Source organism: Paeniglutamicibacter sp. Y32M11 (assembly GCF_019285735.1).
In the GTDB taxonomy this organism is placed as follows: Bacteria; Actinomycetota; Actinomycetes; order Actinomycetales; family Micrococcaceae; genus Paeniglutamicibacter.
Window position 1 is genome coordinate 1,228,835 of sequence record NZ_CP079107.1, and the last position, 26,949, is coordinate 1,255,783.

Sequence of the window (26,949 nt, forward strand, 5' to 3'; positions counted from 1 at the left end):
GCTGACGCCTTTGAGGTCCAACAAACGTTTTTGTTGTTCCTTCCGCAGCCGTTAGCCGCCGGCGAAGGGTGGCAAGACGTCCAGAATGTCTTCCGATCCCAACGCACGAGCATGATTCTGTTCGCTGGTGCCATTGACCAGAAAACTGCACCGGGTTAAGACGGTGCCCAGGCTCGTGGCCTTGCGCAGCAGCGGTCCATCGGAGATCGGGGGTGCGGCTGGTTCGCGGGCGGTGAGGATTGCCAAGACGTCGCCGAGAGTGGTGGTTGTGCCCTCACCGATGTTTAGACGTTCCTCGCTGGTGCCGGCGGCCTGGGCGGCCGCGGCGAAGTATCGAATCAGCATTATCCTCCGATGGCGCTCATGGAGCGGTCCGATTGTACAAAGTCCTTTGAACCCAGCCCGGTGTGGTCCATGCCGTGGGCGCGGGGCTTGGCCCACATGGCCGCCCGCCAGCGTTCGGAGATGGCGTGATCATCCGAGCCGTCGCGCAGCAGGGCCAAGAGATCTGTCTCCGTCCGGGAGAAGAGGCAACTCATCACCTTGCCTTCGGCGGTGATGCGAGTGCGTTTGCAATCGGCACAGAACGGTTCGGACACCGAGGCGATGATGCCTACCGAACCAAGGATTTTTTCCGGTTCTTCGTTGGCGGCCACCAAGAAACGCTCGGCGGGTGCACCGTCACGCGGCTTGGTATCGGTGGAGAGACGGAAACGAGTTTCCAGGTAGGCACGCAGGTCCGCGGCGGTGACCATGTTGTTCTTGCGCCACGTGTGGTCAGCATCCAACGGCATCTGTTCAATGAAGCGCAATTCCAGACCGCGCTCCAACGCCCAGGCGAGCAACTCGGGAGCCTGCTCGTCATTAATTCCGCGCATCAACACCGCATTGATCTTCACCGGGGTGAGACCCGCGGCCAACGCCGCATCGATGCCGGCGAACACCGAATCGATGTGGTCACGTCGGGTGAGCTTGGCAAAGGTCTCAGCGTGCAGGGTATCGAGGGAAACATTGATACGAGTCAGTCCGGCCTCGGCGAGCGCTGCAGCCTTTTTGGCCAAGCCCACCCCGTTGGTGGTCAGGGAGATGGGTAGCTCGGGGTGTTCGGCGCGGACGCCTGCAATGATTTGGGCCAGATCCACGCGGACCAGCGGTTCCCCGCCGGTGAGGCGCAGTTCGCGCACTCCCAGATCACGGACGCCGATGCGGACGATCCGGGTGATTTCCTCAAGCGTCAACAGTTTGGATTTAGGTAGCCAGGCGAGCCCGTCGGCGGGCATGCAGTAGGTGCAGCGCAGATTGCACTTATCGATCAGCGAGATGCGCAGGTCGGTGGCCTGCCGGCCAAAGGTGTCGCTGAGTCCGGGGGAGTCTGCGGGTGCCGGTGTCAGGATGGTGGGCATGGGCAGGCTGACGGTGTTCCGTGGTGTATCAGTGTTCGTCGCCATATATTGAGGGTAGTCCACCTTGCTGGGCATTGCCGCTTGTATGGCTTGGCTCTTGGCGGACACCGACACATTTCGTTGGGGCCGAGGAAGCGCACGTCGGTGGCGGTCATTCCAATATTGTGGAAATCAGGCCGCGCGGGTCGCACGGAGCGCGGCCGGTTCGACCCGTCCTTGCCGCTGGCCTTCCGCTTGGCCGAGGTTTTCGGGTGCAGAATCGATGAGCTCTTTGACCCCAGAGGCGATGGCGCGCAGAGCAGCTGATACCCATGACCTCGACGGAAGCATCACCCGGTTATGGGCACAGTTGGCGGCGAGACCATCGGGATCCCACCCTTGTGCGGTCCCGACGCTCTTGTCGGTAGCGCACATCAGAGATTGGATCCGATCGAAACGATACTCCCGGGGGAGAACCTGAGGGCTGACTCCAGCGAGGTCTCCCGCGTTCACGATCGCGTGGCCGGCGATGAAAACCTCGAGCGAGTCCGCCATGCTGACGCGGCACGAACTCCTCCGGGCGGCCCGAGACATGGTTGAGCGACGTGCGCGGCCAGCCCGCAGCGTCAGTGTGGTGACATCGACACTCCCGGTATTAGTTGGAACTGCCGGGATAACCGTTTCCTGAGTTCGGCATGAAGCCTACACTTGCTGCATCAAACGGCCGGCGCATTCCTCGCCGACGGTTCCAATGTGAGGGAAGAAGCGCATCATGGGTGAGCTGCACGTGAACATGAACATCACGATGGACGGGGTGATCCAGGCCAACGGCGGTCCCAGCGACCAGGACGAGGGATTTGAATTCCCGGGATGGGAAGTTCCCTATCGGACGGCCGAGGCCGGTGCACGGATCATTGCCGATGTGCAGCAATCCGATGCCCTATTGCTGGGACGGATCACCTATGAGCTCTTTGCCAGCTATTGGCCGGGGAAAACGGACGACATCGGGGTGGCCTTCGACGCGGTGCCCAAGTACCTGGCTTCCCGAGGCACCCCGGAACACACGTGGGAGAACACCACCCAACTCGTGGATGCCGCCGCAGCACTCCCGGGACTACTGGCCGCACACCGGCAGATCCACACCTGGGGGAGTGCGGACCTGTTGCAGTCGCTCTTCACCGCGAGGCTGGTGGACCGGCTGAATCTGTGGGTGTATCCAGTGGTGCTCGGCACAGGGAAGAAGCTCTTCCCCAACGGGGTGGAAGCCAGCGCCTTCGAGCTGGTGGAACCACCACGAAGCTTTGACACGGGGGTCATGCAAGTGCGCTACCGCTGCCTGAAGCAAACCCCGGCCAGCGAGGCCTAGCCCCTCGTCGCAGCACTGCCACCAATGGGTATCCGTTGCCGGTTGAGCCCTAGGATGGATGCTATGACCTCTCCCTTCCGCCGCAGTGTCGCCGAACACCGGGCTGGCATCAAGGACATTGTCGTAACGGCCTTCAAGAACCCGGGCACCGAGACCCTTGTTCTGGACCGTGCCGTGGGCCGGATACTGGCCGTCCCGTTGACGGCCCCGCGTTCACTGCCGCCCTGGGACAACTCGCAGATGGACGGGTACGCGGTGAACACCGCGGACCTCGGGTCCGAGCCGCTGCGCGTGGTGGCACCCATCGCCGCAGGCGTTGGGGCGCCGACCCTGGAACCCGGCACCGCGGCACCGATCATGACCGGTGCCCCAGTCCCGACCGGAGCCAACACCGTAATCCCCATCGAGGCCGCGAACCCCAACACGTTCCCCAGCGCGGCCGAGACTACCTCCGGCTTCCATGTCCGACTGCCGGCCATGGCCGAGGCCAGCAGCTACATCCGCACCATCGGTAGCGACATCGCGGCCGGGGACCCGGTGCTTGGCGCCGGCACGCTGCTGGGACCCACATCTCTGGGGCTGCTCGCGGGACTGGGGATCGGCGAGGTGACGGTGCTGAGGCGCCCGGAGGTGCTGCTGCTATCCACCGGGGACGAACTGGTGGCACCGGGCGGAGAACTTGCCCCCGGACAGATCCACGACGCCAACACCACCCTGCTGGCCACCGCCTTGGAAGCCGCAGGATGCGCCGTGAGCACCGTCGGGGTCCTTGACGATTCCCCCGAAAGCTTCGTGACGTCCCTCGGCCACGCCTTGGAAGCCGGCGAGCGCGCCTACTCATTGGTGCTCAGCAGCGGGGGGATCTCCCAAGGAGCCTTCGACGTGGTCAAGGAAGTGCTCATCAACCACGGCATCGAATTCGGCTCGGTGGCCATGCAACCGGGAGGGCCGCAGGGAGCCGGGACCCTGGGGTTGCCCGGGCACACACCGGTGGCATTCATTGCCTTCCCCGGCAACCCGGTCAGCGCCTACGTCAGTTACGAGATGTTCCTGCGCCCCGCGCTCGCCGAGATCCTCTCGCTGCCCGAGCGCCAGCAACTGACGGCACGCCTCACCGAAGACGTGACCTCCATGCCCGGCAAGCTACAGGTACGCCGCGGCACCTATGACAATGGCACCTTCACCCCGCTGGGAGGGGCCTCCTCGCACCTGCTCGCCGCCCTGGCCGCCAGCAACTCGTTCATCCTCATCAACGAAGACACCACCGCCCTGCCCGCGGGAAGCGACGTGCAGGCACTGATCATTGGAGACGGCTCATGACCCAGGAACCCACCCCCTCGCTATCCCACGTGCGCTCCGACGGCAGCGCCCACATGGTGGATGTCAGCACCAAGGCCGAGACCAGCCGCGAAGCCACAGCCGAAGCCAGTCTCAAAACCACCCCCGAGGTCCTGGCCTTGATCGCCACCCAAGGAATGCCCAAGGGAGATGCGCTCGCCGTGGCCCGCATTGCCGGGATCATGGGGGCCAAAAAAACCTCCGAACTGATCCCGCTGTGCCATCCCTTGCCGATTTCCAAGGTGGTCATCGACTTCGATCTGTCGTCCACCGATAGCGTGCGGATCATCGCCACGGTCAAGACCCGCGGGGTGACGGGCGTGGAGATGGAAGCACTGACCGCCGTGAGCACCGCGGCCTTGGCCCTCTATGACATGATCAAGGCCGTTGATAAGCATGCGGTGATTACCGACATGCGTGTGCTCGCCAAGTCCGGCGGAAAATCCGGCTCGTGGGATATCACCCCAGAACTACGTCCCAACCCCGAAGGAGAACTGCGCGCATGAGTGCCTGCGAACCCCTGGGTGCCCCTCGTAAGGCAGCCATCCTGATCTCGTCCACCCGTGCCGCACTAGGCATCTATGAGGATGCCAGCGCCCCGGTGATCGCCGACTGGCTTCAGGAACAAAACTTTGATGTCATCCCCGCCATCGTGGTTCCCGACGGTCCCTCCGTCGGAGCGGCGCTGCAGGGTCTGCTGCTGGCACACCCACGGGTCATCATCACCTCCGGCGGCACCGGGCTGACCCCCGATGACACCACCCCGGAAGAAACCGAACCGCTGCTGGATCGTTTGGTGCCCGGCATCATGGAGGCGCTGCGCGCCACCGGCCGGGAAAAGACGCCGCTGGCAGCGCTGAGCCGCGGTCATGCCGGAATCGCCGGGGACACCTTCATCGTGAACCTGCCGGGCTCGCCCTCCGGAGTCATGGACGGACTGACGGTGCTCACACCGATTCTGGAGCACATCTGTGATCAGCTCGAGGGCCGCCATGCCCACCACTAACCAGCCAGCTGGACCCGGGGAAGTAGTGTTTGCCGGGATCAGTGAAACGCCGCTGGCCGTGGATGTTGCCTGGGATGCCGTGGAATCGGATCACACCGGCGCCGTGGTCACCTTCGGTGGCATCGTGCGCAACCACGACGGCGGCCGTGCCGTCACCCAGCTAAACTACAGTGCCCACCCCAGCGCGCCGGCTCGTATGCTGGAGCTGGTCACCGAGGTTGCAGCGCGCCATCCCGGGACCCGGCTCTGGGCCTCACACCGGGTGGGGGAGCTGCACATCGGCGATGCAGCACTGGTGGCAGCCGCTGCCTCCGCCCACCGCGGAGCAGCATTTGATGCCTGCCGCGATCTGGTGGAAACCGTCAAGGCCCACGTTCCGGTCTGGAAGGAACAGTTCTTCGCCGACGGCGAGGTTCAGTGGGTGGGTAGCGCCTAACAATTTTCTTCCCGTCCATGGCCCCAGGAGGCAACGCCTCCTGGGGCCCTGACCGCTGACTCGTGGTCGTCGAAAATCCGCACCGATCGGCGAGTCATCTCCTCACCACGGACTGGCGCCCAGGAACCAGTGCGCTCTAGCCGGGTAAAACCTGCAGGGACAGCGATGTCGGATGATCGGTGGACATATGAATCGTATTTTCGGCCACGATCTTAATCCTGTCGGTCGCAATCGTGCCGCCGGTATTAGAGTTCACATCAAAGCGCGGAAAATTGCTTGATGAAACATCGAGGCGGATGCGGTGGCCCGCGGCAAAGAGATTTGCGGTGGCAGGTGCCGTGACCGTGACGCGATATACCTGATGCGGCTCCATGAGTTCGGGTTCGGTGTAGGAATTGCGGTAACGCACCCGCCGAATTCCTTCCGTGAGATTCATGGCGAAGCCCTGGGGGAAGTCAACGCTGGGCGGATACTCGTCGATCAGCTTGATGGTCAGGTCAGTGTCCTTGGCCGAGGACGATAAGTAGATCTCGACGCTTACTTCGCCCGCGATACTGACTTGCTCCTGCAGAGGGCGCAGTGCTCACGGACCAGCAGGAACGCCGTGGGCTGCGTGCTAGCGGCATCTCGGCGATGGTCTTCCTCGCGTTGTTGGCCGCGGCCATCATCCCTTCGGGATCACCGTTGCGTGGCGAGGGCGGGGAATTCTTGGAATCGCCGTTCCTGGACGGCATCGCGTTCTTCTTGTCGATGTTCTTTTTGGTTCTGGGCACGGCCTTCGCCGCCGGGTCGCAACAGCTTGAATCCGCCTCCGATATCCCTCGATTCATGGCCGATGGTGTTCGTTCGATTGCGCCACTGATCGTCCTGTTTTTTGCCGTCTCCCAATTCTTGGCGTTGTTCAAGTTCACGAAGATCAGCACCGTGGTGGCGGTGGTGGGCTCCGATGCCATTCAAGGCCTGGGCATCGGTAGCGTGGCGTTGTTCCTGATTGTTGTGGTGTGCATTGCGATCCTGAACTTGTTGATCACCTCCGGCCAAGCGTTGTGGGCGTTGGTGGCGCCGGTTATTATCCCGATGATGATGCTGCTCGGGACAAATCCTGCCACCACGATGGCGCTGTATCGCATTGCCGATTCATGCACCAATTCGATCACGCCGATGAGTACCAGCTTCGTTCTTTGTGTGGGTTACCTTCAGACGTTGAACAAGAAGGCTGGCATTGGCACGCTCATTTCCTTCACGTTGCCGTGTGCGCTGATCATGTTCGTCGTGTGGCTTGGATTGTTCCTCGCATGGTGGGCCTTGGGTATTCCGCTCGGCCCCGGTGCCCCCGTGCGGTAGCGCAGGAGGAAACTGACCGAGTGCAATCTGGCGCCGGGCTCACGATCTCGTTGAGCCCGGCGCCACGTCGTTGGGGTCTGAACTGCTGGGGAAATAGCGGTGGTAGCCGAGGGATCTGTTGCGGCGGCATAGTCTGAACAAATCCTCTGAAGACGGTGTGTAGGTTCTGAGATTGTCGTTCTCGGGATCAGCCGTCGGTTCTGGGTGCGATAGGGTTTTTTCATCAAGGGGAGTACTCCCGTCCGCGGTCGGTCCGTCAATACGTTTGCACTGGTGCATTCCGGGCCGCCGGTTCTGAGGTGATCAGAGCGGAGGAGACCTTGGCGTCGCAACCACGCCAAACCCTGAGGAGTACCCACATGCAGGTATCACCCCTGATCTGGATCATCACCATCGCTGTGACGATCGCTTTCTTCATTTACGAGTTCTTTGCCCACGTGCGTAAACCGCACGAACCGTCCATCGGTGAGTCCGCCCGCTGGTCGGTCTTCTACATCAGCCTTGCCATGCTGTTCGGCGTCGGTATCGGTGTGTTTTCTGGATGGACGTATGGAAGCGAATACTTCGCCGGGTACCTCACCGAAAAGGCACTGTCGATCGACAATCTCTTTGTCTTCCTGCTGGTCATGAGTGCGTTTGCCGTACCGAGGATCTACCAGCAAAAGGTGCTGATGGTGGGCATCATCATTGCGCTGGTCTTGCGTGGCATCTTCATTGCGCTCGGAGCGACTCTGATTGAGAACCTCTCCTGGAGCTTCTACATCTTTGGCGCACTGCTGCTCTTCCTGGCCTACAAGCAAGCGTTCTCAAACCACGAGGTAGATCCCGCCAATGGGCGGATGATGCGGTGGGTGCGCCACCGCTTCTCGGTGACTGATGAATATCACGCGGACAAGCTCGTCGTGAAGCTGGGTGGCAAGTGCTTCATCACCCCGCTGCTGCTGACCATCATCGCTATTGGTTTTGTCGACTTAATCTTCGCTGTCGACTCCATCCCCGCCATCTACGGGCTCACCAGCGAGGCTTACATCGTCTTTACAGCGAATGTCTTCGCCCTGATGGGGCTGCGTCAGTTGTACTTCCTCATTGGTGGCCTGTTGGAGCGATTGGTCTACCTGTCACAAGGCCTCGCGGTCATCCTGGCCTTCATTGGCGTCAAACTCGTCTTCCACGCTTTGCACGTCAATGAACTCGCCTTCATCAACGGCGGGCAGCCTCTCTTGTGGGTCCCCGAGATCCCGATCTCGTTCTCCCTGCTGTTCATTGGAGCGACGGTTGCCGTGGCCACGGTCGCGAGCCTGCTGAAGACTCGTGGCAGCCAAACGCCACCGGACGTAAACACGCCGAGCGATTTCCCCGCTTCGAAGCACTAATCCACATGAGCTAGCGCGCCGAAATCTCTGCAACCGCCTAAGGAGTAGGCGGGTTCTCGCAGGGGGCGATTTCAACGGGAAAATGCCGTTCAGAAGTCGCGTCCTCTCCAGTGGCACATCGGGGGATCGCTGGCTCTGGATGGATCCGGCGTTTTGGCCAAGGTCGCGGTAGAGCGTCGCGCGGATCCACCCGACCAGTCGTGCCGCGTTCTCGGCTGTGCGCCGCCTTGGCGCGGGCGCCCTTCGCGATCGCGAGTTTATCCGCGATCACCGCCGCGTCGGAGAGCGGCTGGCCAAAACGGGTCCCGGATTGGCCAGCCGCTGCGATACGGCGTTGACTAGCTCAGCAATCAGTTCTCGCTCGTACTCCGGAAGGGAGACGTAGTAGGTCAGCATCATCTGACCGGTCGGCCCGCTAGAGCACCACGGTGTCCCCGGCCTCGGCAGACTTAAGCACCTTCTTCATTCCGGGCCGTTGGATCGCCATCCGGCTGCCGGAGGTGGCCTCGGCGACCAGGTCCCGCTTCTGCACCGCGTCCAGCGCGAGATCCTGTTCGACGGAACGCTAGCTCGCTCAACGGGCATGCATCAGCCGCCGCCAGAATATTCGACTCAGAAAACACCTCCTGAGAAGAAACGATCCAGATACGGCGCATGGCCGCGGACCACTCCGGCATCCCTCAGACTATGAACTAGGATTATTCGAAAACCAGTCCACATGCTTGATAAACCTGATAGGGACTCATCATTAATCCTTCTTCGAATCCACGGCGTAGCATCCAGCGCGCGTCGCGGACCCGGGCCACCTTGGCTCTTGGAGTTGCCGGCACCGTGTTATCTCTTGGGCTGACCGCTTGCATGCCTCTGTCCCCTCCGAATGCGGTGCAGTCCCTGACCGTAGATGCCTCCCCAACACCGGCACCGAATGCCGAACAGTCCCCGAGTGTAGAGGCGTCCCCGGTACCGGTGCCCGTACCCCTGGTGTGGGCTGACGGCACCAAGGTCACCGCCCATGTCCAAGGTATCGAGCATGCGCGGGTGGCAACCAAAGACGAGGACTTCACCGAAGAATCCTCGACGCGTGGCCTCGTGAACTCGAAAACGGCGTTCTACGCCGAGGCGGTGGACTCCTCCGGAACGCTGGTGGGACTCTACGGACCTCGCTTATCGGATCAGGAGCAGGAACGGGCGCAAACCGAATATGGCATCGATCCGGAATCTCAGCGCCTCGGGCGCTACGTTTCGGGGGTCCTTGAGCCGTTCACCGTCGCGGGAACGTCAAAGAAGGATTATCTGCCGCAAAAAGTTGAGGGTATGACGGTTACCGATTCGGGGATTATTTGGAGCGAAATCCATTCCGAGAATGCCTCGAGCAGGGGATGGAAAATCCTCAGCGTCTCTCCCGGGAGCACCGAGGTCCGGGTGCTGGCAACGCGTTCATGGAAAAAGGGTCTCAACGACGTCTTTGAACACACGATGCTCAGCTCTCCAGTATTGGCCGACGGCAGGGTCTATTGGACCTTCCAACGCTCTAACCCGGAGGATGACTTTTATGAAGAGAAACTGTACTCCGTGGACCTTGAAGACCCCGGCACCGTGCGGGACGAATTCGAACCGGCCCTTACCGATGAGAAAGTGCCGAAAAATCTCATGTATGTGAATGTGTGGGAAGACAGGGTACTGGCCGCGGTCGATGTTTCGGACAACAGCAAAAAGGGGTACACGGGAACGATCAGTACCTACGCGCCGGGAGGAAAGCGGGAGGCAATCCTCCGCGAGGCAGAGGACTCCACCGAGGATTATGGGATGCGGTTATGGGGCGCCGATGAGCGTGGGTTCGCGGTCGAATATGGCAAAAACATTTACCTCGTTGACCCTAGCACCCGCCAAACAGAGGGGTTCCAACATCCCGAAGGCGCTGAGATTTCGTGGCTAACCCAATGCGGTCCCCGGATTTCGTGGACTTATTACGGTGGATCCGAAGATCTCGCCACCAAACGCTACGTGTACGACCGCGATTCCAAGGACCTGTCGGTGGTGTCGGCTTCGTGGGAAGGGGGCATGGACTATTGCTCCGGGGACTACATGAGTTGGCCCACGAGCGATGCCCAGGACCCCGAAGCCGACTCAAGCGACGTTGTTGTCCGCTGGAAGAACTAGTTTCCCGGCGGGTTAAGGTGTAGCCCCCGGTGGTGCTGGGTAGTTTTCCGTGCCATGGTGGCCTCGATCTTGCGGTCGAGACTGTCGCTGGCGGCGCGAACGAAGATCTTGTGGATCGTCTATCGCTTTGTTTGCGACCTTCTCTGGGGCAATGACATTCCCTTAAAAGGGTTTTGAGTCTGGGGGCGCATCACGCCAGCCAACGGTCGGTGGTTTGAAGCAACACACGCGGAATTATGAGACGAGTTTCGGTCACGTTTGCGCCGTTTGCGGCCCATCCTATTCTGGGACAGCGGACCCGCAATTCCTGCGGTTTTTGTCGCTGTCAAGAATGCGAGATTTATCGTCAAAACCACATGAACGAGACACGGGAATCCGCGGTTGTGCTAAGCGGATTTGGAGTGTCTCGCAAGCGATCAGTTGTGGGACAAACGCAAAGTAAAGCGCGTGGGGCGTCGATTGGTCTGGTCCCGGACGTGTCCGCGACTCGAAATGTCCACAGTCCTTGAGTCGCGGGTGCAGTGAATGCGCAGCGCCCAACATGTTAGTTGGGCGCTCAGCCAGCTGGGATCAACTCGCGATGTTTTGTCCCGAGATTTTTGCCCGTTTTCACGCATGCTGTGATGGCGGAATCGGTATATCTGGAACTCCAGAGCCCGCTGGCCTAAAGTTCCAGCTGGAGCGCGAACTTCACTGCTATTTCGACAGCCATAAGGAAACTGGCCGAGCTCCGCTACGAACGCAACCTCGGTTTCACGAAATCCGCCGAGCTAACGGTCAGAAACTCACCGGGCAAGCAACGTTGGTCTACAGCTCGTTGCATTCACGGCAAATAATCACGCCACCCAGCACCTTAGCGGCCTGACTGCGGTGCCTAACGCTGAAGCATTCCGAGCACACGAACTCATCGGCGCCTTGCGGAATCACTTCGACGACCAACTCGTCCAGAACGATGGCGCCGGGCAACTCCTGGCCCTCGGAAAGATCAGTCTCTTCGAGGTCTGCTTGGACGCTCTTGGCGTTCGGGGCCTCTATTTTCTGGACGTCCTTGAGGACGCGCTCGGATGCTTCGGCAACATCGGGGCGTACTTCGTCGTAATCCTGAGCCATGATGGTCCTACTTTCTTGTGGAGCTATTTACTGCCGAAATTGTAGGTCCGGGGGAGTGCCTTGACCAATTGATGACCTCTTGCGGCTGTTTACATAACCGCTCGGTGACACCTTTTGCGCATGGAGTTGCTCGGTTTGAACATCACCCCTGCGAGTTGCTCCGCTTTTACAGCCAAACAGGCCACTGCCGATCCGATGGTGATACCGCTGTGAACAATGCGCCATGGGGGCGTGGTGTGCGCTGAGTCCCGCGCACCAGTACCCTAAGTAGATGACCAATGCACCAGAAATTGCCCAGTGGATCCTCGATACGATCCACGCTGAAAAAACCGTTCACCAGGAAGCCGTGGTGCCACGCATCGCTGAGGCGTTCGGCGACGAATGGGTCTACACCAACGAAAACGGTCACCCAGCCATCAACCGCGACGTTCTGAAGGCCCTGCGTAAGCTGCGCGATGCCTCGGTGACTTGGAACCGCGAGGACCGCAGCTGGAACGTCGTAGACGCCAGCTAGTATCACTGAAGGGTCGCCACATCATCGGCGGCCCTTTTTGCTGCCCGGATTGTGGGGCACGACGAGATTTCTGTCTTTAGATGCCGCGCCTGGGACCATGATCTGCGCCACTGGGTCCCGGATAGGAAATAATCCGAGCACTGTTAGCAACCCCACCGCGCAGATTCCCGCTTTGGATGTCATCGACGTGAAGCGCACCCCAATTTCCCGATACTCTAGAAGTCATGAGTGCACCACTGAAAGTCGCCGTCCTCGGCGCATCCGGACGAATGGGAGCCGAGGCCGTTAAGGCCGTTACGGCCGCTGCGGACATGGAGCTGGTTGCCGCCTTAGGTCGCGGAGACAAGCTCGAAGCCATTCTGGAAGCGGGCGCCACACACGTGGTGGACCTCAGTGTCCCGGCCAGCACCGAGCAGAACGTGCGTTTCGCCGTTAGCCACGGGCTGCATGCAGTCATCGGCACCACCGGCTGGGACGATGCCAAGCGCGCAGCGCTGAGCGCCCTGCTCGCCGAGCACCCCGAAACCGGTGTACTCATCGCCCCGAACTTTGCGCTTGGCTCGGTATTGGCCTCGGCCTTCGCCGCCACCGCCGCACGCTACTTCGAATCGGTGGAAATCATCGAACTGCACCACCCCAACAAGGTTGATGCACCCTCGGGTACCGCGGTACGCACCGCGGAGCTCATTGCCGCCGAGCGGGCGTCAGCCGGTCTGGCTGCCAGCCCCGACGCCACCGAGACCCAGCTGGACGGTGCCCGCGGCGCTGTAGTTGATGGAGTGCACGTGCACTCGGTCCGCCTGCGTGGCCTGGTGGCACATCAGGAGGTCCTGCTCGGCGGGGCCGGCGAACAGCTCACGCTGCGCCACGATTCCTATGACCGCGCTTCATTTATGCCCGGCGTATTGCTGGGCCTGCGCACCGTCGCCTCACGCCCGGGGCTGACCTACGGCCTTGATGGCTACCTCGAGTTGGGACGCTAAACAGATGAAAACCAAAATTTGGGTCGGCGCCATCCTGCTGCTTTTTGTCCTGTACCTGGTGGTGGCGCTCTCCTCCGCGATGCAGTTCATCATGGCCGATGAACCCCTAGCCAAGGCCATTGGCGTTGCCGCGTTGGTTGTTCCGTTGTTGGGTGTCTGGATCCTGATCCGGGAGGTGCTCTTCGGTACTCGTACGCAGAAAATGGCTTCGATCTTGGCTTCCGAGGGACTCTTGCCAGAGGATAATCTTCCGCGCACCCCGGCCGGACGCATCATCAAGGCCAGTGCCGATGAGGACTTTGTCCAGTACAAGGAAGAGGTTGAGGCCAACCCCGAGTCATGGAAATCGTGGCACCGTCTCGCCCTGGCCTATGACGCTTCGGGTGATCGCCGCCGAGCACGTGACGCCATGCGCACCGCCATTGGCTTCTACCTTGCAAGTGCCAAGGCAGCCGCCTAGCTATAAGGCATAAATACAAGAAAAGGGTTCCTGCCGCCGGTTCAGAAATGAATTGGCAGCTGGAACCCTTCTTTGTTGGTGCTGACGTGGTTCTTGAATGTGCTCGAACCGCGTGTGAGGGTCATTTGGCCCAACGAAGAAGAAGTCTCCGTTTTCACTCAGTTCTGACGAAGAAAATTTACTCGGCTCGGCCGACGTTGACCGATTGCGAACCGCAGCACGAATCGGCAACAACGGCCGGTTCGAGCACCGGCGCGGTAGAACCGCAGCAACCACCGTCCTCCGCGGTGACGGTCGCGGCAGTGCTCTTGGTGTGAAGCTCCGTATTGCCGTGCAGTGTTCCGGTGGCGAAGCCGACCGACACCAGTCGCGGTGGGCTACAGGCCTCATCAGCTAGCTCGGCCGAGGGCTCGGGGGTGGCACAACTGCTTGCCGGTGCGTCGCAGGAACCGCCAAGATCGGTGGAGCAAACGCCAGTTTCCGGAAGCTCAAGTTCCACCAGATCGGCCGCAGTACGGTCGCCGGCCAGAGCTGCGGCTATGGAACGAACCTGCTCGTATCCGGTGGCCATCAGGAACGTCGGGGCTCGGCCGTAGCTCTTCATCCCCACAATGTAGAAGTTCTTCTCCGGGTGGGAGAGAATTCGTTCACCGTGTGCGGAGACCGTGCCGCAACTATGGAACTCGGGATCGATCAACGGGCCGAGCTCGCGCGCGGCCTCAACGATCTCATCGAGGTCCAGTCGCAGCTCGGAGAGCATGGCCAGATCCGGGCGGAACCCGGTGGCCGGAACCAGAAGATCAACGACAAAGGTACGACCGTCAGCCACTTTCACCGTGGCAGAATCACCGATCTCCACGGAGGTGACGGCCAGATTCTCCACGATGGTGATGTCGCCATTTTCGACAAAACGACGCAGGGAAGTCCCCAATTGTCCGCGGGCCGGCAGCTCGTCGGCAGCACCACCGCCATAGAGCTTGATCGGATTTGCTGCCCCACGCAGACCCCACAGAATCGTGGTGTCGGGGTTCTGCTGGCGCAGCCTACCGAGGCTGATCAATGTGTTGGCTGCCGAGTGCCCGGCACCAAGAACCAAGATTTTCTTGCCGCTAAAGGTTTCTTTGTCGGCCCCTAGGGGATCGGGCAGAGGGGACGTGATGACACCCGCGGCACGTGCCGCTTCTTCACCGATGGCGCTGATGCCCGAGCGGCCCACGGGGTTCTGGGTGCTCCAGGTGCCCGAGGCATCAATGACGGCGCGAGCCAAGATGTCGTCGGTGCCGGTTGAGGTGCTGGTGCGTACCAAGAAGAGTGATTCTTCGCGGCCTGCGCTGCGCGTCTTATCAACACTTTTGCCATCTTCTTGAAGGCGAGTCACGGTCGTGACGCGGTGGCCATAGCTGATGTGCGGAGCCAAGAGCGGGTGAGCGGCCAGGGGCGCAAGGTACTCGTCTACCATCTCGTTGCCGAAGGGCAACCGCGTTTCTCGCGGTGCCTTCCAGTCTCCCGCGTAGTTCTCGCTCGGGGTTTCCAGCAGGCGGCGCGATGCCGCGTCAATGTTGTAACGCCAGGTGGAGAACAGCCTGATGTGTCCCCAGTCCTGGATCGCTGCCCCGGCACCGGCGCCAGCTTCGAGAACTCGGACCGCTTGTCCACGTTCGATCAGGTGGGCGGCGGCCGCCAGTCCGATGGGACCGGCTCCGATTACTACAACGGGGTACTGCTGGGTCATGAGGTTTCTCCTGGAGGGGGAGGGGGGATGAAGCGAGGCGTTGGTATTAGACCGTGGCCGGGAACAGCTCTGAGATTAGGGTCTCGATGCGGCGACGGATCTCATCGCGGATCGGACGTACCGACTCCACGCCTTGTCCTGCCGGGTCATCGAGCTGCCAGTCTTCGTAGCGTTTACCCGGGAAGATCGGGCAGGTGTCTCCGCAGCCCATGGTGATGACCACGTCGGATTCCTTGACCGCTTCAACCGTGAGGATCTTGGGTGTCTCGGCCGACATGTCAATGCCGACTTCCTTCATCGCTTCCACTGCGGCAGGGTTCACGCTATCCGCCGGGGCGGAGCCTGCGGAGCGGACCTCAACTTGTCCGGCGGAGAGATTGGTGAGGAATGCTGCGGCCATCTGGGAGCGTCCGGCGTTGTGGACACAGACGAACAGGACGGAGGGCTTGGAAGTGCTCATGCGCTGACCTTCTTGGTGGTGTGAGTGGTGAAGAATTTGCGGGACCAGAGGGCGACATATACCAGGGCAACAAGAACCGGGACCTCGATCAGCGGGCCCACGACTCCTGCCAATGCCTGGCCGCTGGTGACCCCGAAGGTAGCGATGGCTACCGCAATGGCCAATTCAAAGTTGTTGCCGGCAGCGGTGAAGGCCAGGGTGGTGGTGCGTTCGTATTCCATGCCCAGAGAACGTCCAATAAGCATGGATGCCCCAAAGACCACCGCGAAGTAGACCAGTAGCGGCAGTGCGATGCGCACAACGTCCAGCGGCTTGGAAATGATGGTATTGCCCTGGAGGGCAAAGAGAATCACGATGGTGAAGAGTAGGCCGTAGAGTGCCCAGGGGCCGATCTTGGGCAGGAACGTGCCCTCGTACCATTGGCGTCCCTTGGCCTTTTCGCCCAGGGTGCGGGTGAGGAATCCTGCGACCAGCGGGATGCCCAGGAACACCAGTACCGATAGCGTGATGGCCCAGATAGAGAATTCGGCGCTGGTGGTCGGTAGTCCCAACCAGGTGGGCAGGACCTGAAGATAGAACCAGCCCAGCACGCCGAAGGCGAAGACCTGGAAGACGGAGTTGATGGCTACCAAGACTGCTGCCGCTTCCCGGTCACCGCAGGCGAGATCATTCCAGATCAATACCATCGCGATACAGCGGGCCAAACCGACGATGATCAACCCGGTGCGGTATTCGGGGAGGTCCGGCAGGAAGAGCCAGGCGAGGGCAAACATAAAGGCCGGTGCCAGCACCCAGTTGATTACCAGGGAAGTGATCATGAGCTTCTTATCACCAATAACGCGCGAGGTTTCGCTGTAACGAACCTTGGCGAGTACCGGGTACATCATCACGAGCAACCCGAGCGCGATGGGGAGTGAAACACCTGCCACCTTGATCGATTCAAGGGCGTGGCCCAACCCCGGGATGATGCGACCAAGGCCCAATCCTAGGGCCATGGCGGCCAAAATCCACACGGCAAGATATCGGTCAAGCGTCGATAACTTGGCGGTAATGTGCCCCGCGTCGTTGGGTGCAGCGGTAGATGTCATGAGAACTTTTACTCCGAAAAACTAGATATCGACGAACATCGATGTTTAGAGTATGGTTGCATATATCGACGATTGTCAATCTCTCGTCGACGGTGCAAAGAAAGCGAGGGCGATTTCATGCCGACACAAGGTGCCACACAAATTAGGGCGACCGGGCTCGAGCTTTCCGTGCGCGAAACGGAACCGGCCTGCTGTGTTCCGGCTCAGGGAAAGGAAACCCTGCTTGCCACCGAGGCCGAGGCGCTTGCCCTACGTTTCAAGGCGCTGGCGGATCCCAACCGACTGCGCATTCTTTCCATCGTCTCCTCCAGTGAAAACGCCGAGACCTGTGTCTGCGATCTCGCCGAGCCACTCAACCTTGGTCAGCCCACCGTCTCTCACCACCTGAAGATCATGGTCGAGGCAGGACTGCTCAACCGTGAAAAGCGTGGCGTCTGGGCCTACTACTCCCTAGTACCCGGCGCCCTGAGCTCCTTGGCTGCCACCCTGATTCCGAAGGACTAATCGTGAAGAATTCATCAACAGCTGCGCCATCCCCTTCGGTTCTTTTTGTCTGTGTGAAGAACGGCGGAAAGTCTCAGATGGCCGCCGGGTTGATGAAACTTGAAGCGGGCCATGACATCACCGTGACCTCGGCGGGCACCAAACCCGGGCATGCGGTCAACGCTCTGTCCTCAGAGGTTTTGGCCGATCTGGGTGTTGACATCAGTTCCGAGGTACCCAAGATCTTGACCGAGGAAAATATGCGTGCGGCCGGGCTGGTGGTGGTGCTGGGCTCCGAAGCGAAGGTTCCGCCGGTGGACGGCGTGAGGATCGAAGTGTGGGAAACCGACGAACCGAGTACCCGTGGCATCGAGGGGCGCGAACGCATGGAACTGGTTCGCGACGACATTCATGCCCGGGTGAAAGAGCTCAAGAAGCGTCTGCTGACCTCGGCCTAAATCTCCGAGCTGCGCGAGGCTACGCCTCACTGTGTGGCCAGGAACCTATGCTGGGTCCATGACAACGATCCTGCACCTGACGGAAATGGGTATCTGGCAAGAAGCCCAAACCACCGGCGTTTATCGGTTATCAACCCGAGGCGCCACGGTGGCCGAGGTGGGTTTCATTTACTGCTCGGAACCGCATCAGCTTCCACGCGTGGCCTCGTACATCTACGCCGACTACCCGGGTGATCTGGTTGTGCTTCAGCTGGATGAGACAGCGATCGCCGCCGCTGGTGTCCAGATCCGATACGAGGATGGCGGTGACGGGGAGGATTTCCCGCACCTGTATTCCGAACTGCACACCGCGTGGGTCCACACCACCTTTGGGGCAACCATGGACGGATCGCTGCTTCGTTCTCCTGGCCTGGACGCAATTAGCGCAAGTACTTCGTAAACGCTCCGCATCTCGGGCCGCTGGCAACAGCGGCTCTTTTGAACTCTTCGGGCTGTGGACGGGTGTGCCACAGCCAAGGAAGCGAGACGAACTGTAGCGAAACGATGAGAGACTTTCTTCGCCGATTCGGTTGCCTGTCGTAATCCGCCTGTAGGACCTGCACACAACCACCACCCAAGAGCTGGATAACTCTGGATCAAATTTCACCTAGGTGCTGGATGCCGCGGTCAGGCTTCCGAGTGTGAGGACCAGGAGGAAACCGAGTTTCCCGGGGATCCTGCCTGCTAGCCTTTCTTTTCTTTTTCTTTGGCAGCACGTTCTTCCTTGATGCCGTTCACCGTCGCGTTTGCATCCGGCGCGAAGGCGTAGAGTTTACCGTTTTCCTGATGAACCCAGAAGCGTCCGCACAGCTCCGTGGTCTTCAGTTCTGCGCCCTGTGACCACCACTCGGCTTCCAGCGTCGGGGTGTCGGATAAGTCCTCCGGTGCGAAATTCTTGACGCGGTCATCAAAGGCGTACGCCTTGGCTAACTCATCCTTGGTGGGCTTTCCAACGGCCTTCAAAGAGATGCATTGATTTGAGCTGAGTTTTTTGTCGTAGTCCACGACGAAGATGCGTTCGGCTCCGGTATTGCGCTGTACCAATTTCACCTCGGTTCCGCCGGCCGGAACCCACCGAGGAAGCAGTCCGTCTGCCACCGCTTCTTCGGTGGTTGCAGCGGTCCTCACCGTGGACGTGTCCAAACTATCGGACACGGCAGCGTTGAGATCGCAACCGGCGAGCATCAAGGTGAAAGGTAGGAGAAGTAAGGGGGCGACAACAAGTTTTTTTAAGCTCATATATAGATATTAGGAATGCGAGCCATCGCGCGGCATCGGAGTCAGGACGGATCTAAGATTTCGCTTTATCATCCCTGGGTAGGAGTTATGCGATGAGGATGCGGCAGGGGAGATCGGCTAGCGACCATGAAGAAACGTTGCACCGCAGTGCCAGTGGCTTTCTTAGTCAGTCGGGCCCCGGGACGGTCAGTGCTGCACGCCAACTGTTCCACCGGCGCGCGGCAGCTTTGGCCACAAGGCAATTGAGAAGCGCGAGGAACAGTAGTCAGTCGTTGGCCATGTGTTTGCTTCACGGAAGTGGACCAGCCAGAATTGGGCCACTTAAGTCGGAAAAGATGGGGTACCGCTGGCTCGCCGCCGAGCTAGCGGTCTCGACTCAAGGAGAGTTCCCCATGGATTTTGATCACAGACGAATGCTCACCGGCTCGGCCGGGGTAGGCGCCAGCGCCCTGGCCGAGCCGGTGGACAGACCATCAGCATCCGCTGCTTCGACTATTCTGGCGGGCGGGAAGCTGCCGACCGCCCCGAAAGGTTCGGCGGAGACGATCGCTGGCGATGAGAAATGCTGGAAGCAAGTGGCCAATCACTACAAAATGACCGATGCGACGGTCAACTTCGAAAACGGCTACGTTGGAGCTAACCCGAGCAACGTGCGGACCGCTTACACCAAGGAGACCGCGTGGATCCAGGAAGAGAATTTCTTGGTTCATGCGCCGCGATTTCGGCAACGAGGTAGCGGCGGTGCGCGAGCGGATCGCCACCGAGCTGGGCTGCTCGGTTGTTGAGATCGCCGTGACTCGAGGTGCCAGCGAGGTTCTGAGGGCGATTATTGGCGGATACAACCAACTCGACCCCGGTGATGCCGATGGAAACACCACCTCCGCACAGTCCACGGCCATCACCAAGTACCTCAGTGATGAGTGGGGTGTCTTCACCGTCCGCCGCGGCGGCGTGGAACGTGGGGACGTTATCCGCGTGACACCCGCGCTTTACAACACGATGGACGACGCGGATCTGTTCGCTAGAGGGCCAATGATGGATTCTTGTTGGCCAGCGGCTTAACGTCTTATTGAACGACAGTAGAAGGACGTCATGACCGCATCACGCTTCGTGGCACTATCCGCGACGAGCGACGAAATCTCTGGAGGTTCACGGCCATGAACGAAGTCTTGCTCATTACCCTGACCATCATCACCGCAGCCTGCACGGCCATCGCCGGGGGAGTGTATTTTTCCTTCTCGGCACTCGTGATGCCAGCACTAGAGAAGATACCGCCCCGAGAAGCCGTGACAGCGATGCGGCGGATTAATGAAGTCGCCGTGCGCTGGCCCTTCATGAGCATCTTCTTTGGTTCCATGCTCGGCTCCGTGGCACTGCTGGTCACGGAAATGGCCGCCGGGAACTGGGTCCCGGCGGCCATGGCTCGCCTTATTGGTGCTGCTTTGGGAATTGCTGCCTTCGGTATCACGGTGCTGGGCAATGTCCCGTTGAACAACCAGCTGGCCAGGACCCGCGAAAGCGACTCCGATGCTGATACTTGGACATCATTTGCCGTGTCGTGGGGCCGGCTGAATCACGCCCGCTGGATCTGCGCGGTGGTTTCGGCCGCGGTGCTGAGCTATTTCCTGGTGATCTATGGGCAGCTCAGCACCGCGTCACACGTGGCTAGACGAAGATCGAAAGCAACAGCACCATGCCCAGACCCACCACGGAAATTAGTGTTTCCATCACGGACCAGGTCTTGATGGTCTCCCAGACGGTCATACCGAAGTACTCCTTGACCAACCAGAACCCGGCATCATTCACGTGCGAGAAGAACACCGAACCCGCACCGACGGACAAGACCACCAGGGCCAATTGAGCCGGGGGAAGTCCCGCGGCCAGCGGAGCGACGATGCCGGCAGCCGTCACCGTGGCAACGGTGGCAGAACCCGTGGCGACACGGATCAGCACGGCAATAATCCAGCCCATGATCAAGGCCGAGAGGCTCAGTGCCACGGCAATCTTGCCAATGGCCACGCTGGTGCCGCCATCAACCAGCACTTGCTTGAATCCGCCACCGGCTCCCACGATCAGCATGACTCCCACGACGGGCAGCAGGCTGTCACCAATCTTCTTGCTCAGCGCCGAGGCGGTGAATCCTACGGCGGTACCGAAGGTAATCATCGCCAGCAGGACGGCAAGCAGCAGGGCGATGACCGGGTCACCGATGATGTTCAGGACCTTGAAGGCCATGGTGTCGGCATTGATCCACATATTGGCAGCCGAGTGCAACAACATCAGGAACACCGGGGACAAGACCGTGGCCAGGGTCCAGCCGAAGGACGGAGTGCGCTTGGCATCGGCACCGGTCACCGAGGCACCGGTCTTGGCCGATCCCTCGGTCAGGAAGGCCAGTCCGGCGCCGGCCGGTCCGATGGGCACCCACCGAGCGGCAAGACGAGCAAAGAGCGGACCACAAATGATCACGGTCGGAATGGCAACAACCAGACCGAGCGCCAAGGTGACACCAAGATCGGCATTTAAGATACCCACCGCCGCCACCGGTCCCGGGTGCGGGGGAACAAAACCGTGCAGGACCGAAAGTCCGGCGAGCGCGGGGATGGCCAATTGCATGGCCGGAAGCTTTGTGCGTTGGACCGCCAACATGACCACTGGCACCAACAGGACCAGACCCACCTCGAAGAACATCGGAATACCAATGATGGCGGCGATTAAAGCCATCTTCCACGGCAGGGAGGCCTTGGAGCCGCGCAAGAGCGTATCAACAATCTTGTCGGCTCCACCGGAGTCACCCAGCAGCTTGCCCAACATGGCGCCGAGGGCAATCAAGACACCAACGTGCCCCAATACTCCACCCACGCCCGTCTCATAGGACTTGGTGAGATCACCGAGGGGAATTCCCGAGCCAACACCCACCACAAGGGCGGCGATCGTCAGGGCCAAGAAGGCATGCATTTTGGCCCACACAATCAGCACCACGACCACGGCGATGCCAAAGAGGGCAACCAGCAAAACCTGGGTGTCGTGGGCGGCCCACGGTTCATTCATGGCGTCGGTGGCCGAGGCGGCCAGGACCGAAACGCCGGTGCTCAGCATGCTCATGGCTTATCCGTTCGGTGCAGATTGCGTAGCTGCAGCTCGTCAATGATGTTCCGCGCAATTTCCTGTGGAGCCGGGCCAATGCCCACCGTGAAGCTTGGCTCATCCGCGGCCGGCTCCTCGAGGTCCGCAAACTGGCTCTTGAGCAGAGCCGGAGGCATAAAGTGCCCCTGCCTGGCGGCCAAGCGTTCGGCGATTTCCTCGTAGCTGCCCTCGAGGTAAACGAAGGTGACGCCGGAGCCGCGACGATTGAGAATATCGCGGTAGGAACGCTTGAGGGAGGAACACGTGATGACACCGGATCGTGAGGCATCAAGCTGCTCATCAATCCAGTCGGCGACCTTGTTGAGCCACGGCCAACGGTCTTCATCATTCAAGGGGTGACCCTCGTGCATCTTGGCGACATTTTCCGCCGGATGCAGTCCGTCACCCTCTTCGTATTCCCAGCCCAGACGACCGGCCAGCAATGCTGCGACCGTCGTTTTACCGCAACCGGAAACGCCCATGAGAACCAAGACCTGAGGTTCGGGGGCAGTCGTTGTCTTTACTTCGTTCATAGGCCAATAGTGGCACTCGATCAGGCGGCTGTCAGATTGGCTTTGCACCTCCGAACGCTGTGAATCCTGCGGCCCGTGGTGTCACAGCTTTTTCTCAGTGAGGCGGCATACGGCTCGGTGCCCGCATCACGGTAGCCCGTGGGCACCGGAACCCGGGGCGAGAAATAAAAGCCGGTGGGGGCGAAATTTCGCGGAAAAACTGCCCTCACGGGGACTGCCGAGTCAGGCGCTGCGGGCCAGGGTCCGGGATACCGAATGCACCAAGGCCTCGAGTGGGGCACGTTTACCGAGGAATCCAAAGACCAAGCCGGCCAACAGGCAACCGATGGCATACGTGATAAATAGCATGGTCCGCGGCAGTGGCGCCGAGGCATCGCTGAACAAATCCAGCGCCACCAGGTGCGCCGCATAGAGCGTGAGGGTCGCGGCTCCGGCACCGGTCAGCGGCCATAGGATCATCTCGCCCACCGATCCGAACAACGCGCTCAGTGCCATACACACCAATTGGGCCGCGCCCAGTACCGTCAGCGCGCAACCGGTGACATGTAAAACATCCAGTGGTGCGCCCGAATGCGGGGCGGAGATGGCTAGGAACCAGATGCTCTGTGGTGCCTCGCCCAGCCGCTGACCCGTCACCAGGGACACCTCGAGCTGAGTCGAATCCAGACCCGCGGCCTGACGTAGTGAGGAGAGTGCCCCGGGCATGGCCAGCAGCCAGGCCGAGAGTACTTTTGACCCCACCGCGAGGAGCGCTCCGAGAACGGCGATGGCCAGGGCCACCGGGGGTCTGCTCAGGGCCAAGCGGCCCACACATAATCCAGCCAACAGGAAACCGAACCACACCAGCACCGGGTAATAGCCGGTGACAAAAATATCGGCCAGGAACACCAGTGGCGTCCCGAAATCTTCGGGTAACGGCGAAGCCCCCAAGCGCGAGGGATCAAGGACTTGTTGTAGCCAGGGGCGCAGCAAATACAGGGCGCCGGGGGAGAGGATCAGCCAGCCGGCGGCCCAACACCCCAGCGCCACCGCACGTAGGCGCAGGAAGGCGATCGCCCCAAAAAACATGATGGCGTAGTGCACCAGAATGACCGCCACGTTGGTATCCAGCAGGCCAAGGCCCAACCCGAAACCACAGATCAATACCGCTCGGATCACTACCTGCCGCCGCACCCCGGCCAGCTTGGGTGCGGCGATGGAACCACTGCCGCCGGAGAGCAGGGCCAGGCCCACTCCTGCCAGCAGGACAAAAAGTGCCGAGGCGCGACCGGCAAATAAGGTTCCCGCCCACGTGGCGCTGGGAACCGAAGAACTTGAGAGGACCGCCAGCGGCATGATGTGCACGGCGATCATCCCCAGCAGCGCCAGTCCGCGGGCGACATCCACGCCGGCGATGCGCGATCCTTTTCCGGTCGCTGCGCTGGTTTTGCCCGCGGTGGCACCGGAAGTGGAGAAATGCGTCATGTTTACAGCCTAAACGTCCGCTTCGAATCCTTGCTTCGAGTCTGCAAAGTGTAACGTTGGAGTCATGGCTGAAACTGCGCTGCACACCCCTGGCAAGAATTACACCTTCGGAACCGTCCTCACCGCAATGGTGACGCCTTTCAAGGACAACGGGGACGTTGACTACGAAGCGGCCGCCAAACTGGCGACCAAGCTTGTTGACGACGGTTGCGACGGATTGGTTGTCACCGGCACCACCGGTGAAACCTCGACGCTTCGCGATGAGGAAAACGTCGAAATGTTCGCCACGGTGGTCAAGGCCGTCGGGCACCGTGCCAAGGTTTTGGCCGGTTCCACCACCAATGACACGGCACATTCGATCCGGCTCTCGCTTGCGGCGAAGGAGGCCGGGGTGCACGGCATCTTGGTGACCGCCCCGTACTACAACAAGCCTTCCCAGGCCGGCGTCATCGCTCACGTCGAGGCCATCGTCGCGGCCACGCAGCTGCCGGTGATGCTGTATGACATCCCGGGACGCGCGGGCATTGCCATGGCTCCGGAGACCATCATCGAGCTGGCGAAGAACCCGCTGGTTGTGGCGTTGAAGGACGCGAAGGCCGACTACCAGTCCACCACCACGGTGCTGGCCAATACCGACCTGGACGTGTACTCCGGGGATGACGGATTGACCCTGCCGCTGATGGCAGCGGGCGCCGTGGGCGTTGTCTCGGTCACCGCGCACATCGCCGCGGCCAAGTACCGCATCCTGGTTGACGCCATGCTGGCCGGAGATCTGGCCACCGCACGCGCCACCCACTTTGAGCTGGATCCGATCCAGCGTGCCGTGATGAGCCACGTACAGGGCGCCGTTGCTGCAAAACACATTCTTAACTGGCAGGGAGTCCTGCCGAACACCGTGGTCCGGCTGCCGCTTGTGGCACCGTCGGAAACGGAACTCGAAACCATCCGCACCGATTTGCGCGAGGGCGGATGGGAGATCTAGAAAGGTAAGTAATTCATGACCGATTCCTCTTCTGTGGGCACCGATGTGCTCCACAACCTTCCGCCCAAGCTGAAGCCTGGCACCCTGCGCATCGTGCCGCTCGGTGGCCTCGGTGAGGTTGGACGGAACATGGCCGTCTTCGAAATTGACGGCAAACTGCTGATCGTCGACTGTGGTGTGCTCTTCCCCGAGGAGCACCAGCCGGGCGTGGACTTGATCCTGCCCGATTTCAGCTACATCAAGGACCGTCTGGACGATGTGGTGGGCCTGGTGCTCACCCACGGCCACGAGGACCACATTGGTGCCGTACCGTACCTGTTGCGCCTGCGTGGAGACATCCCGCTGATCGGCTCACGCCTGACGCTCGCCCTGATCTCCGCCAAGCTGGAAGAGCACCGCATTCGTCCGGTGCTCAAGCAGGTTGTCGAGGGTGACGTGGAGACCTTCGGTCCGTTTGAGACCGAATTTGTGGCCGTAAACCACTCGATCCCCGACGCCCTGGCCGTCTTCATCCGCACCGATGCCGGCAACGTCCTGCACACCGGTGACTTCAAGATGGACCAGCTGCCGCTGGATGGTCGCATCACCGACCTGCGCCACTTCGCCCGCCTCGCGGACGAGGGCGTGGATCTGTTTATGCCCGACTCCACCAACGCCGAGGTTCCCGGTTTCACCACTGCGGAACGCGACATCGGACCGGTCCTCGAATCACTCTTCGGTCGCGCACGCAAGCGCATCATCGTTGCCTCGTTCTCCTCGCACATGCACCGCGTGCAGCAGGTTATCGACGCCGCGCAGGTTCACGGTCGTAAGGTGGCCTTCATTGGCCGCTCGATGGTCCGCAACATGACCATCGCCGAAAAGCTTGGTTACCTGCACGTGCCCGCCGGCATTCTGGTGGACATGAAAAACGTGGACAAGCTGCCGGATAACAAGGTTGTGCTGATGTCCACCGGTTCGCAGGGCGAGCCGATGGCAGCACTGTCCCGCATGGCCACCGGAGATCACCGCATTCAGGTGGGCCCGGGCGACACCGTCATCCTGGCTTCCTCGCTGATTCCGGGCAATGAGAACTCGGTCTTCCGCGTGATCAATGGTCTGATGCGCCTGGGCGCCGACGTCATCCACAAGGGCATGGCCAAGATTCACGTCTCGGGCCACGCCTCGGCCGGCGAGCTGTTGTACTGCTACAACATCCTGCAGCCGCTGAACGTCATGCCGGTCCACGGCGAAACCCGCCACCTGATTGCCAACGGTCGCCTGGCCGCGCAGTCCGGCGTCCCGGCCGAAAACGTTCTCCTCACCGAGGACGGCTCGGTCGTTGACCTGCGCGACGGCGTGGCCAAGCTGGTTGGCCAGGTTGACTGCGGTTACGTTTACGTTGATGGCTCCAAGGTTGGCACCATCACCGACGAAGACCTCAAGGACCGCGTCACGCTGGCCGAAGAGGGCTTCATCTCGGTGATCTCCGTGATCAACCGCCAGAGTGGCAAGCTCATCTCCGGACCGGACATCCACGCACGTGGTGTGGCCGAGGACGACAAGGTCTTTGACGAGATCAAGCCGAAGATCGCCGAAGCTATCGAGGAAGCTGTGCGCAACAACCCGACGCACACCACCTACCAGCTGCAGCAGGTAGTTCGCCGGATCATGGGCTCGTGGGTGTCGCGCAAGCTGCGCCGCAAGCCGATGATCGTTCCGGTCGTGCTCGAAGCCTAAGCTTTGATCGAACGCTGAAAGACCTCGCACTCACTCGAGTGCGAGGTCTTTTGCTGTGCCGGTAAAGTCGGCCGCCGGATTTGGCCCTCTCAGGGGCGAGGGTTTTCAGCGGGTCATTTCGCCGCGAAAATTAGTGAATAGAGATCCTGAGCAG

At 60.8% G+C, this 26,949-nt stretch carries 29 protein-coding genes and 2 pseudogenes; 19 read left to right on the top strand and 12 right to left on the bottom strand.

All coding sequences use genetic code 11. The annotated features are described in order from the left end of the window. Positions 1-51: 51 nt before the first annotated feature. The gene (locus KUF55_RS05315) at positions 52-345 is read right to left on the bottom strand and encodes a MoaD/ThiS family protein (RefSeq protein WP_218818217.1); all 294 of its coding nucleotides are present in this window, start codon (positions 343-345) and stop codon (positions 52-54) included. After that, on the bottom strand, positions 345-1,403 hold the full coding sequence (gene moaA / locus KUF55_RS05320; protein WP_218818707.1) for a GTP 3',8-cyclase MoaA: 1,059 nt from the start codon (positions 1,401-1,403) through the stop codon (positions 345-347). The genes KUF55_RS05315 and moaA overlap by 1 nt, the downstream gene beginning before the upstream one ends. Before the next feature lie 192 nt (positions 1,404-1,595). On the opposite strand from moaA, the pseudogene KUF55_RS18995 reads away from it, so the two are divergent. The 6 genes and pseudogenes from KUF55_RS18995 to KUF55_RS05345 all read left to right on the top strand — a co-directional run. Continuing rightward, positions 1,596-1,709, top strand: a pseudogene (locus KUF55_RS18995) (helix-turn-helix transcriptional regulator); the annotation flags it as partial. A gap of 445 nt (positions 1,710-2,154) precedes the next feature. Further along, on the top strand, positions 2,155-2,748 hold the full coding sequence (locus KUF55_RS05325) for a dihydrofolate reductase family protein (protein WP_255557339.1): 594 nt from the start codon (positions 2,155-2,157) through the stop codon (positions 2,746-2,748). A 63-nt stretch (positions 2,749-2,811) separates the two neighbouring features. Beyond that, a complete protein-coding gene (gene glp, locus KUF55_RS05330; protein ID WP_218818218.1) occupies positions 2,812-4,068 on the top strand; it encodes a gephyrin-like molybdotransferase Glp in 1,257 nt (418 codons plus the stop codon). Then, positions 4,065-4,592, top strand: a complete 528-nt coding sequence (gene moaC, locus KUF55_RS05335) for a cyclic pyranopterin monophosphate synthase MoaC (RefSeq protein ID WP_218818219.1) — start codon at positions 4,065-4,067, stop codon at positions 4,590-4,592. The genes glp and moaC overlap by 4 nt, the downstream gene beginning before the upstream one ends. Continuing rightward, a complete protein-coding gene (locus KUF55_RS05340; protein WP_218818220.1) occupies positions 4,589-5,092 on the top strand; it encodes a molybdenum cofactor biosynthesis protein B in 504 nt (167 codons plus the stop codon). Before moaC ends, KUF55_RS05340 begins: the two co-directional genes overlap by 4 nt. Further along, positions 5,079-5,528: a molybdenum cofactor biosynthesis protein MoaE gene (locus KUF55_RS05345; protein ID WP_218818221.1), complete on the top strand. Its 450-nt coding sequence runs from the start codon at positions 5,079-5,081 to the stop codon at positions 5,526-5,528. Before KUF55_RS05340 ends, KUF55_RS05345 begins: the two co-directional genes overlap by 14 nt. 136 nt (positions 5,529-5,664) lie before the next feature. Here KUF55_RS05345 and KUF55_RS05350 read toward each other — a convergent pair whose 3' ends face one another. Next, complete coding sequence (locus KUF55_RS05350) at positions 5,665-6,108, bottom strand: CocE/NonD family hydrolase (protein ID WP_218818709.1); 444 nt, start codon at positions 6,106-6,108, stop codon at positions 5,665-5,667. Here KUF55_RS05350 and KUF55_RS05355 point away from each other — a divergent pair. Together KUF55_RS05355 and KUF55_RS05360 are read left to right on the top strand one after the other, a co-directional pair. Next, entirely contained in the window at positions 6,108-6,872 is a 765-nt protein-coding gene (locus KUF55_RS05355) for an AbgT family transporter (RefSeq protein WP_218818222.1), read from the top strand. The two genes, KUF55_RS05350 and KUF55_RS05355, sit on opposite strands and share 1 nt — an antisense overlap. A 359-nt stretch (positions 6,873-7,231) precedes the next feature. Further along, positions 7,232-8,245 carry a TerC family protein gene (locus tag KUF55_RS05360; RefSeq protein ID WP_218818223.1) on the top strand — a complete coding sequence of 338 codons (1,014 nt, stop codon included), beginning with the start codon at positions 7,232-7,234 and terminating at the stop codon, positions 8,243-8,245. Positions 8,246-8,410: 165 nt separating this feature from the next. Here the strand turns inward: KUF55_RS05360 and KUF55_RS05365 are convergent. Then, positions 8,411-8,786, bottom strand: a pseudogene (locus tag KUF55_RS05365) (recombinase family protein); the annotation flags it as partial. A 317-nt stretch (positions 8,787-9,103) separates the two neighbouring features. Here KUF55_RS05365 and KUF55_RS05370 point away from each other — a divergent pair. Beyond that, on the top strand, positions 9,104-10,405 hold the full coding sequence (locus KUF55_RS05370; RefSeq protein ID WP_218818224.1) for a hypothetical protein: 1,302 nt from the start codon (positions 9,104-9,106) through the stop codon (positions 10,403-10,405). Positions 10,406-11,212: 807 nt separating this feature from the next. Here the strand turns inward: KUF55_RS05370 and KUF55_RS05375 are convergent. Then, complete coding sequence (locus tag KUF55_RS05375) at positions 11,213-11,515, bottom strand: DUF4193 family protein (RefSeq protein WP_132361475.1); 303 nt, start codon at positions 11,513-11,515, stop codon at positions 11,213-11,215. A 271-nt stretch (positions 11,516-11,786) separates the two neighbouring features. Here KUF55_RS05375 and KUF55_RS05380 point away from each other — a divergent pair, with 271 nt between their 5' ends. From KUF55_RS05380 to KUF55_RS05390, 3 genes are all read left to right on the top strand, one after another. Further along, positions 11,787-12,029: a hypothetical protein gene (locus tag KUF55_RS05380; RefSeq protein ID WP_132361473.1), complete on the top strand. Its 243-nt coding sequence runs from the start codon at positions 11,787-11,789 to the stop codon at positions 12,027-12,029. Between the two features lie 224 nt (positions 12,030-12,253). Next, entirely contained in the window at positions 12,254-13,012 is a 759-nt protein-coding gene (gene dapB, locus KUF55_RS05385; RefSeq protein WP_218818225.1) for a 4-hydroxy-tetrahydrodipicolinate reductase, read from the top strand. A 4-nt stretch (positions 13,013-13,016) separates the two neighbouring features. After that, positions 13,017-13,472 (top strand): hypothetical protein, encoded by a 456-nt coding sequence (locus KUF55_RS05390; RefSeq protein WP_132361469.1) that lies wholly within the window; start codon positions 13,017-13,019, stop codon positions 13,470-13,472. Positions 13,473-13,650: 178 nt separating this feature from the next. Here the strand turns inward: KUF55_RS05390 and KUF55_RS05395 are convergent, their stop codons facing one another. Genes KUF55_RS05395 through arsB form a run of 3 tightly spaced genes read right to left on the bottom strand, consistent with a single transcriptional unit; the run spans position 13,651 to position 16,752 of the window. After that, positions 13,651-15,204, bottom strand: coding sequence for an FAD-dependent oxidoreductase (locus tag KUF55_RS05395; protein ID WP_218818226.1), 1,554 nt, complete (start codon positions 15,202-15,204; stop codon positions 13,651-13,653). 46 nt (positions 15,205-15,250) lie between these two features. Continuing rightward, positions 15,251-15,664 (bottom strand): arsenate reductase ArsC, encoded by a 414-nt coding sequence (locus KUF55_RS05400; RefSeq protein ID WP_218818227.1) that lies wholly within the window; start codon positions 15,662-15,664, stop codon positions 15,251-15,253. Then, complete coding sequence (arsB, locus tag KUF55_RS05405; protein WP_218818228.1) at positions 15,661-16,752, bottom strand: ACR3 family arsenite efflux transporter; 1,092 nt, start codon at positions 16,750-16,752, stop codon at positions 15,661-15,663. Before arsB ends, KUF55_RS05400 begins: the two co-directional genes overlap by 4 nt. Before the next feature lie 117 nt (positions 16,753-16,869). Between arsB and KUF55_RS05410 the strand changes: the two genes are divergently transcribed. The 3 genes from KUF55_RS05410 to KUF55_RS05420 are packed head-to-tail and all read left to right on the top strand — an operon-like array spanning position 16,870 to position 18,132. Then, positions 16,870-17,256, top strand: coding sequence for a metalloregulator ArsR/SmtB family transcription factor (locus tag KUF55_RS05410; RefSeq protein WP_218818229.1), 387 nt, complete (start codon positions 16,870-16,872; stop codon positions 17,254-17,256). A 2-nt stretch (positions 17,257-17,258) separates the two neighbouring features. Further along, the gene (locus tag KUF55_RS05415; protein WP_255557341.1) at positions 17,259-17,693 is read left to right on the top strand and encodes a low molecular weight phosphatase family protein; all 435 of its coding nucleotides are present in this window, start codon (positions 17,259-17,261) and stop codon (positions 17,691-17,693) included. A 58-nt stretch (positions 17,694-17,751) separates the two neighbouring features. Next, on the top strand, positions 17,752-18,132 hold the full coding sequence (locus KUF55_RS05420; protein WP_218818230.1) for a DUF952 domain-containing protein: 381 nt from the start codon (positions 17,752-17,754) through the stop codon (positions 18,130-18,132). Positions 18,133-18,416: 284 nt separating this feature from the next. On the opposite strand, the gene KUF55_RS05425 is transcribed toward KUF55_RS05420, so the two are convergent. After that, the gene (locus tag KUF55_RS05425) at positions 18,417-18,860 is read right to left on the bottom strand and encodes a hypothetical protein (protein ID WP_255557343.1); all 444 of its coding nucleotides are present in this window, start codon (positions 18,858-18,860) and stop codon (positions 18,417-18,419) included. Between the two features lie 819 nt (positions 18,861-19,679). On the opposite strand from KUF55_RS05425, the gene KUF55_RS05430 reads away from it, so the two are divergent. Both KUF55_RS05430 and KUF55_RS05435 read left to right on the top strand, forming a co-directional pair. Beyond that, a complete protein-coding gene (locus tag KUF55_RS05430) occupies positions 19,680-20,033 on the top strand; it encodes a hypothetical protein (protein ID WP_218818231.1) in 354 nt (117 codons plus the stop codon). Positions 20,034-20,128: 95 nt separating this feature from the next. Next, a complete protein-coding gene (locus tag KUF55_RS05435) occupies positions 20,129-20,716 on the top strand; it encodes a DUF1772 domain-containing protein (protein ID WP_218818232.1) in 588 nt (195 codons plus the stop codon). Here KUF55_RS05435 and KUF55_RS05440 read toward each other — a convergent pair. From KUF55_RS05440 to KUF55_RS05450, 3 genes are all read right to left on the bottom strand, one after another. Next, positions 20,637-22,076, bottom strand: coding sequence for a gluconate:H+ symporter (locus tag KUF55_RS05440; RefSeq protein WP_370630957.1), 1,440 nt, complete (start codon positions 22,074-22,076; stop codon positions 20,637-20,639). The two genes, KUF55_RS05435 and KUF55_RS05440, sit on opposite strands and share 80 nt — an antisense overlap. Continuing rightward, a complete protein-coding gene (locus tag KUF55_RS05445) occupies positions 22,073-22,630 on the bottom strand; it encodes a gluconokinase (RefSeq protein ID WP_218818233.1) in 558 nt (185 codons plus the stop codon). Before KUF55_RS05445 ends, KUF55_RS05440 begins: the two co-directional genes overlap by 4 nt. Positions 22,631-22,852: 222 nt before the next feature. Further along, the gene (locus KUF55_RS05450) at positions 22,853-24,094 is read right to left on the bottom strand and encodes a heparan-alpha-glucosaminide N-acetyltransferase domain-containing protein (protein WP_218818234.1); all 1,242 of its coding nucleotides are present in this window, start codon (positions 24,092-24,094) and stop codon (positions 22,853-22,855) included. Positions 24,095-24,158: 64 nt separating this feature from the next. Here KUF55_RS05450 and dapA point away from each other — a divergent pair, with 64 nt between their 5' ends. Both dapA and KUF55_RS05460 read left to right on the top strand, forming a co-directional pair. Then, on the top strand, positions 24,159-25,076 hold the full coding sequence (gene dapA, locus KUF55_RS05455; RefSeq protein WP_132361449.1) for a 4-hydroxy-tetrahydrodipicolinate synthase: 918 nt from the start codon (positions 24,159-24,161) through the stop codon (positions 25,074-25,076). A 15-nt stretch (positions 25,077-25,091) separates the two neighbouring features. Then, the gene (locus tag KUF55_RS05460) at positions 25,092-26,795 is read left to right on the top strand and encodes a ribonuclease J (protein WP_132361447.1); all 1,704 of its coding nucleotides are present in this window, start codon (positions 25,092-25,094) and stop codon (positions 26,793-26,795) included. The last annotated feature ends 154 nt before the right edge of the window (positions 26,796-26,949 follow it).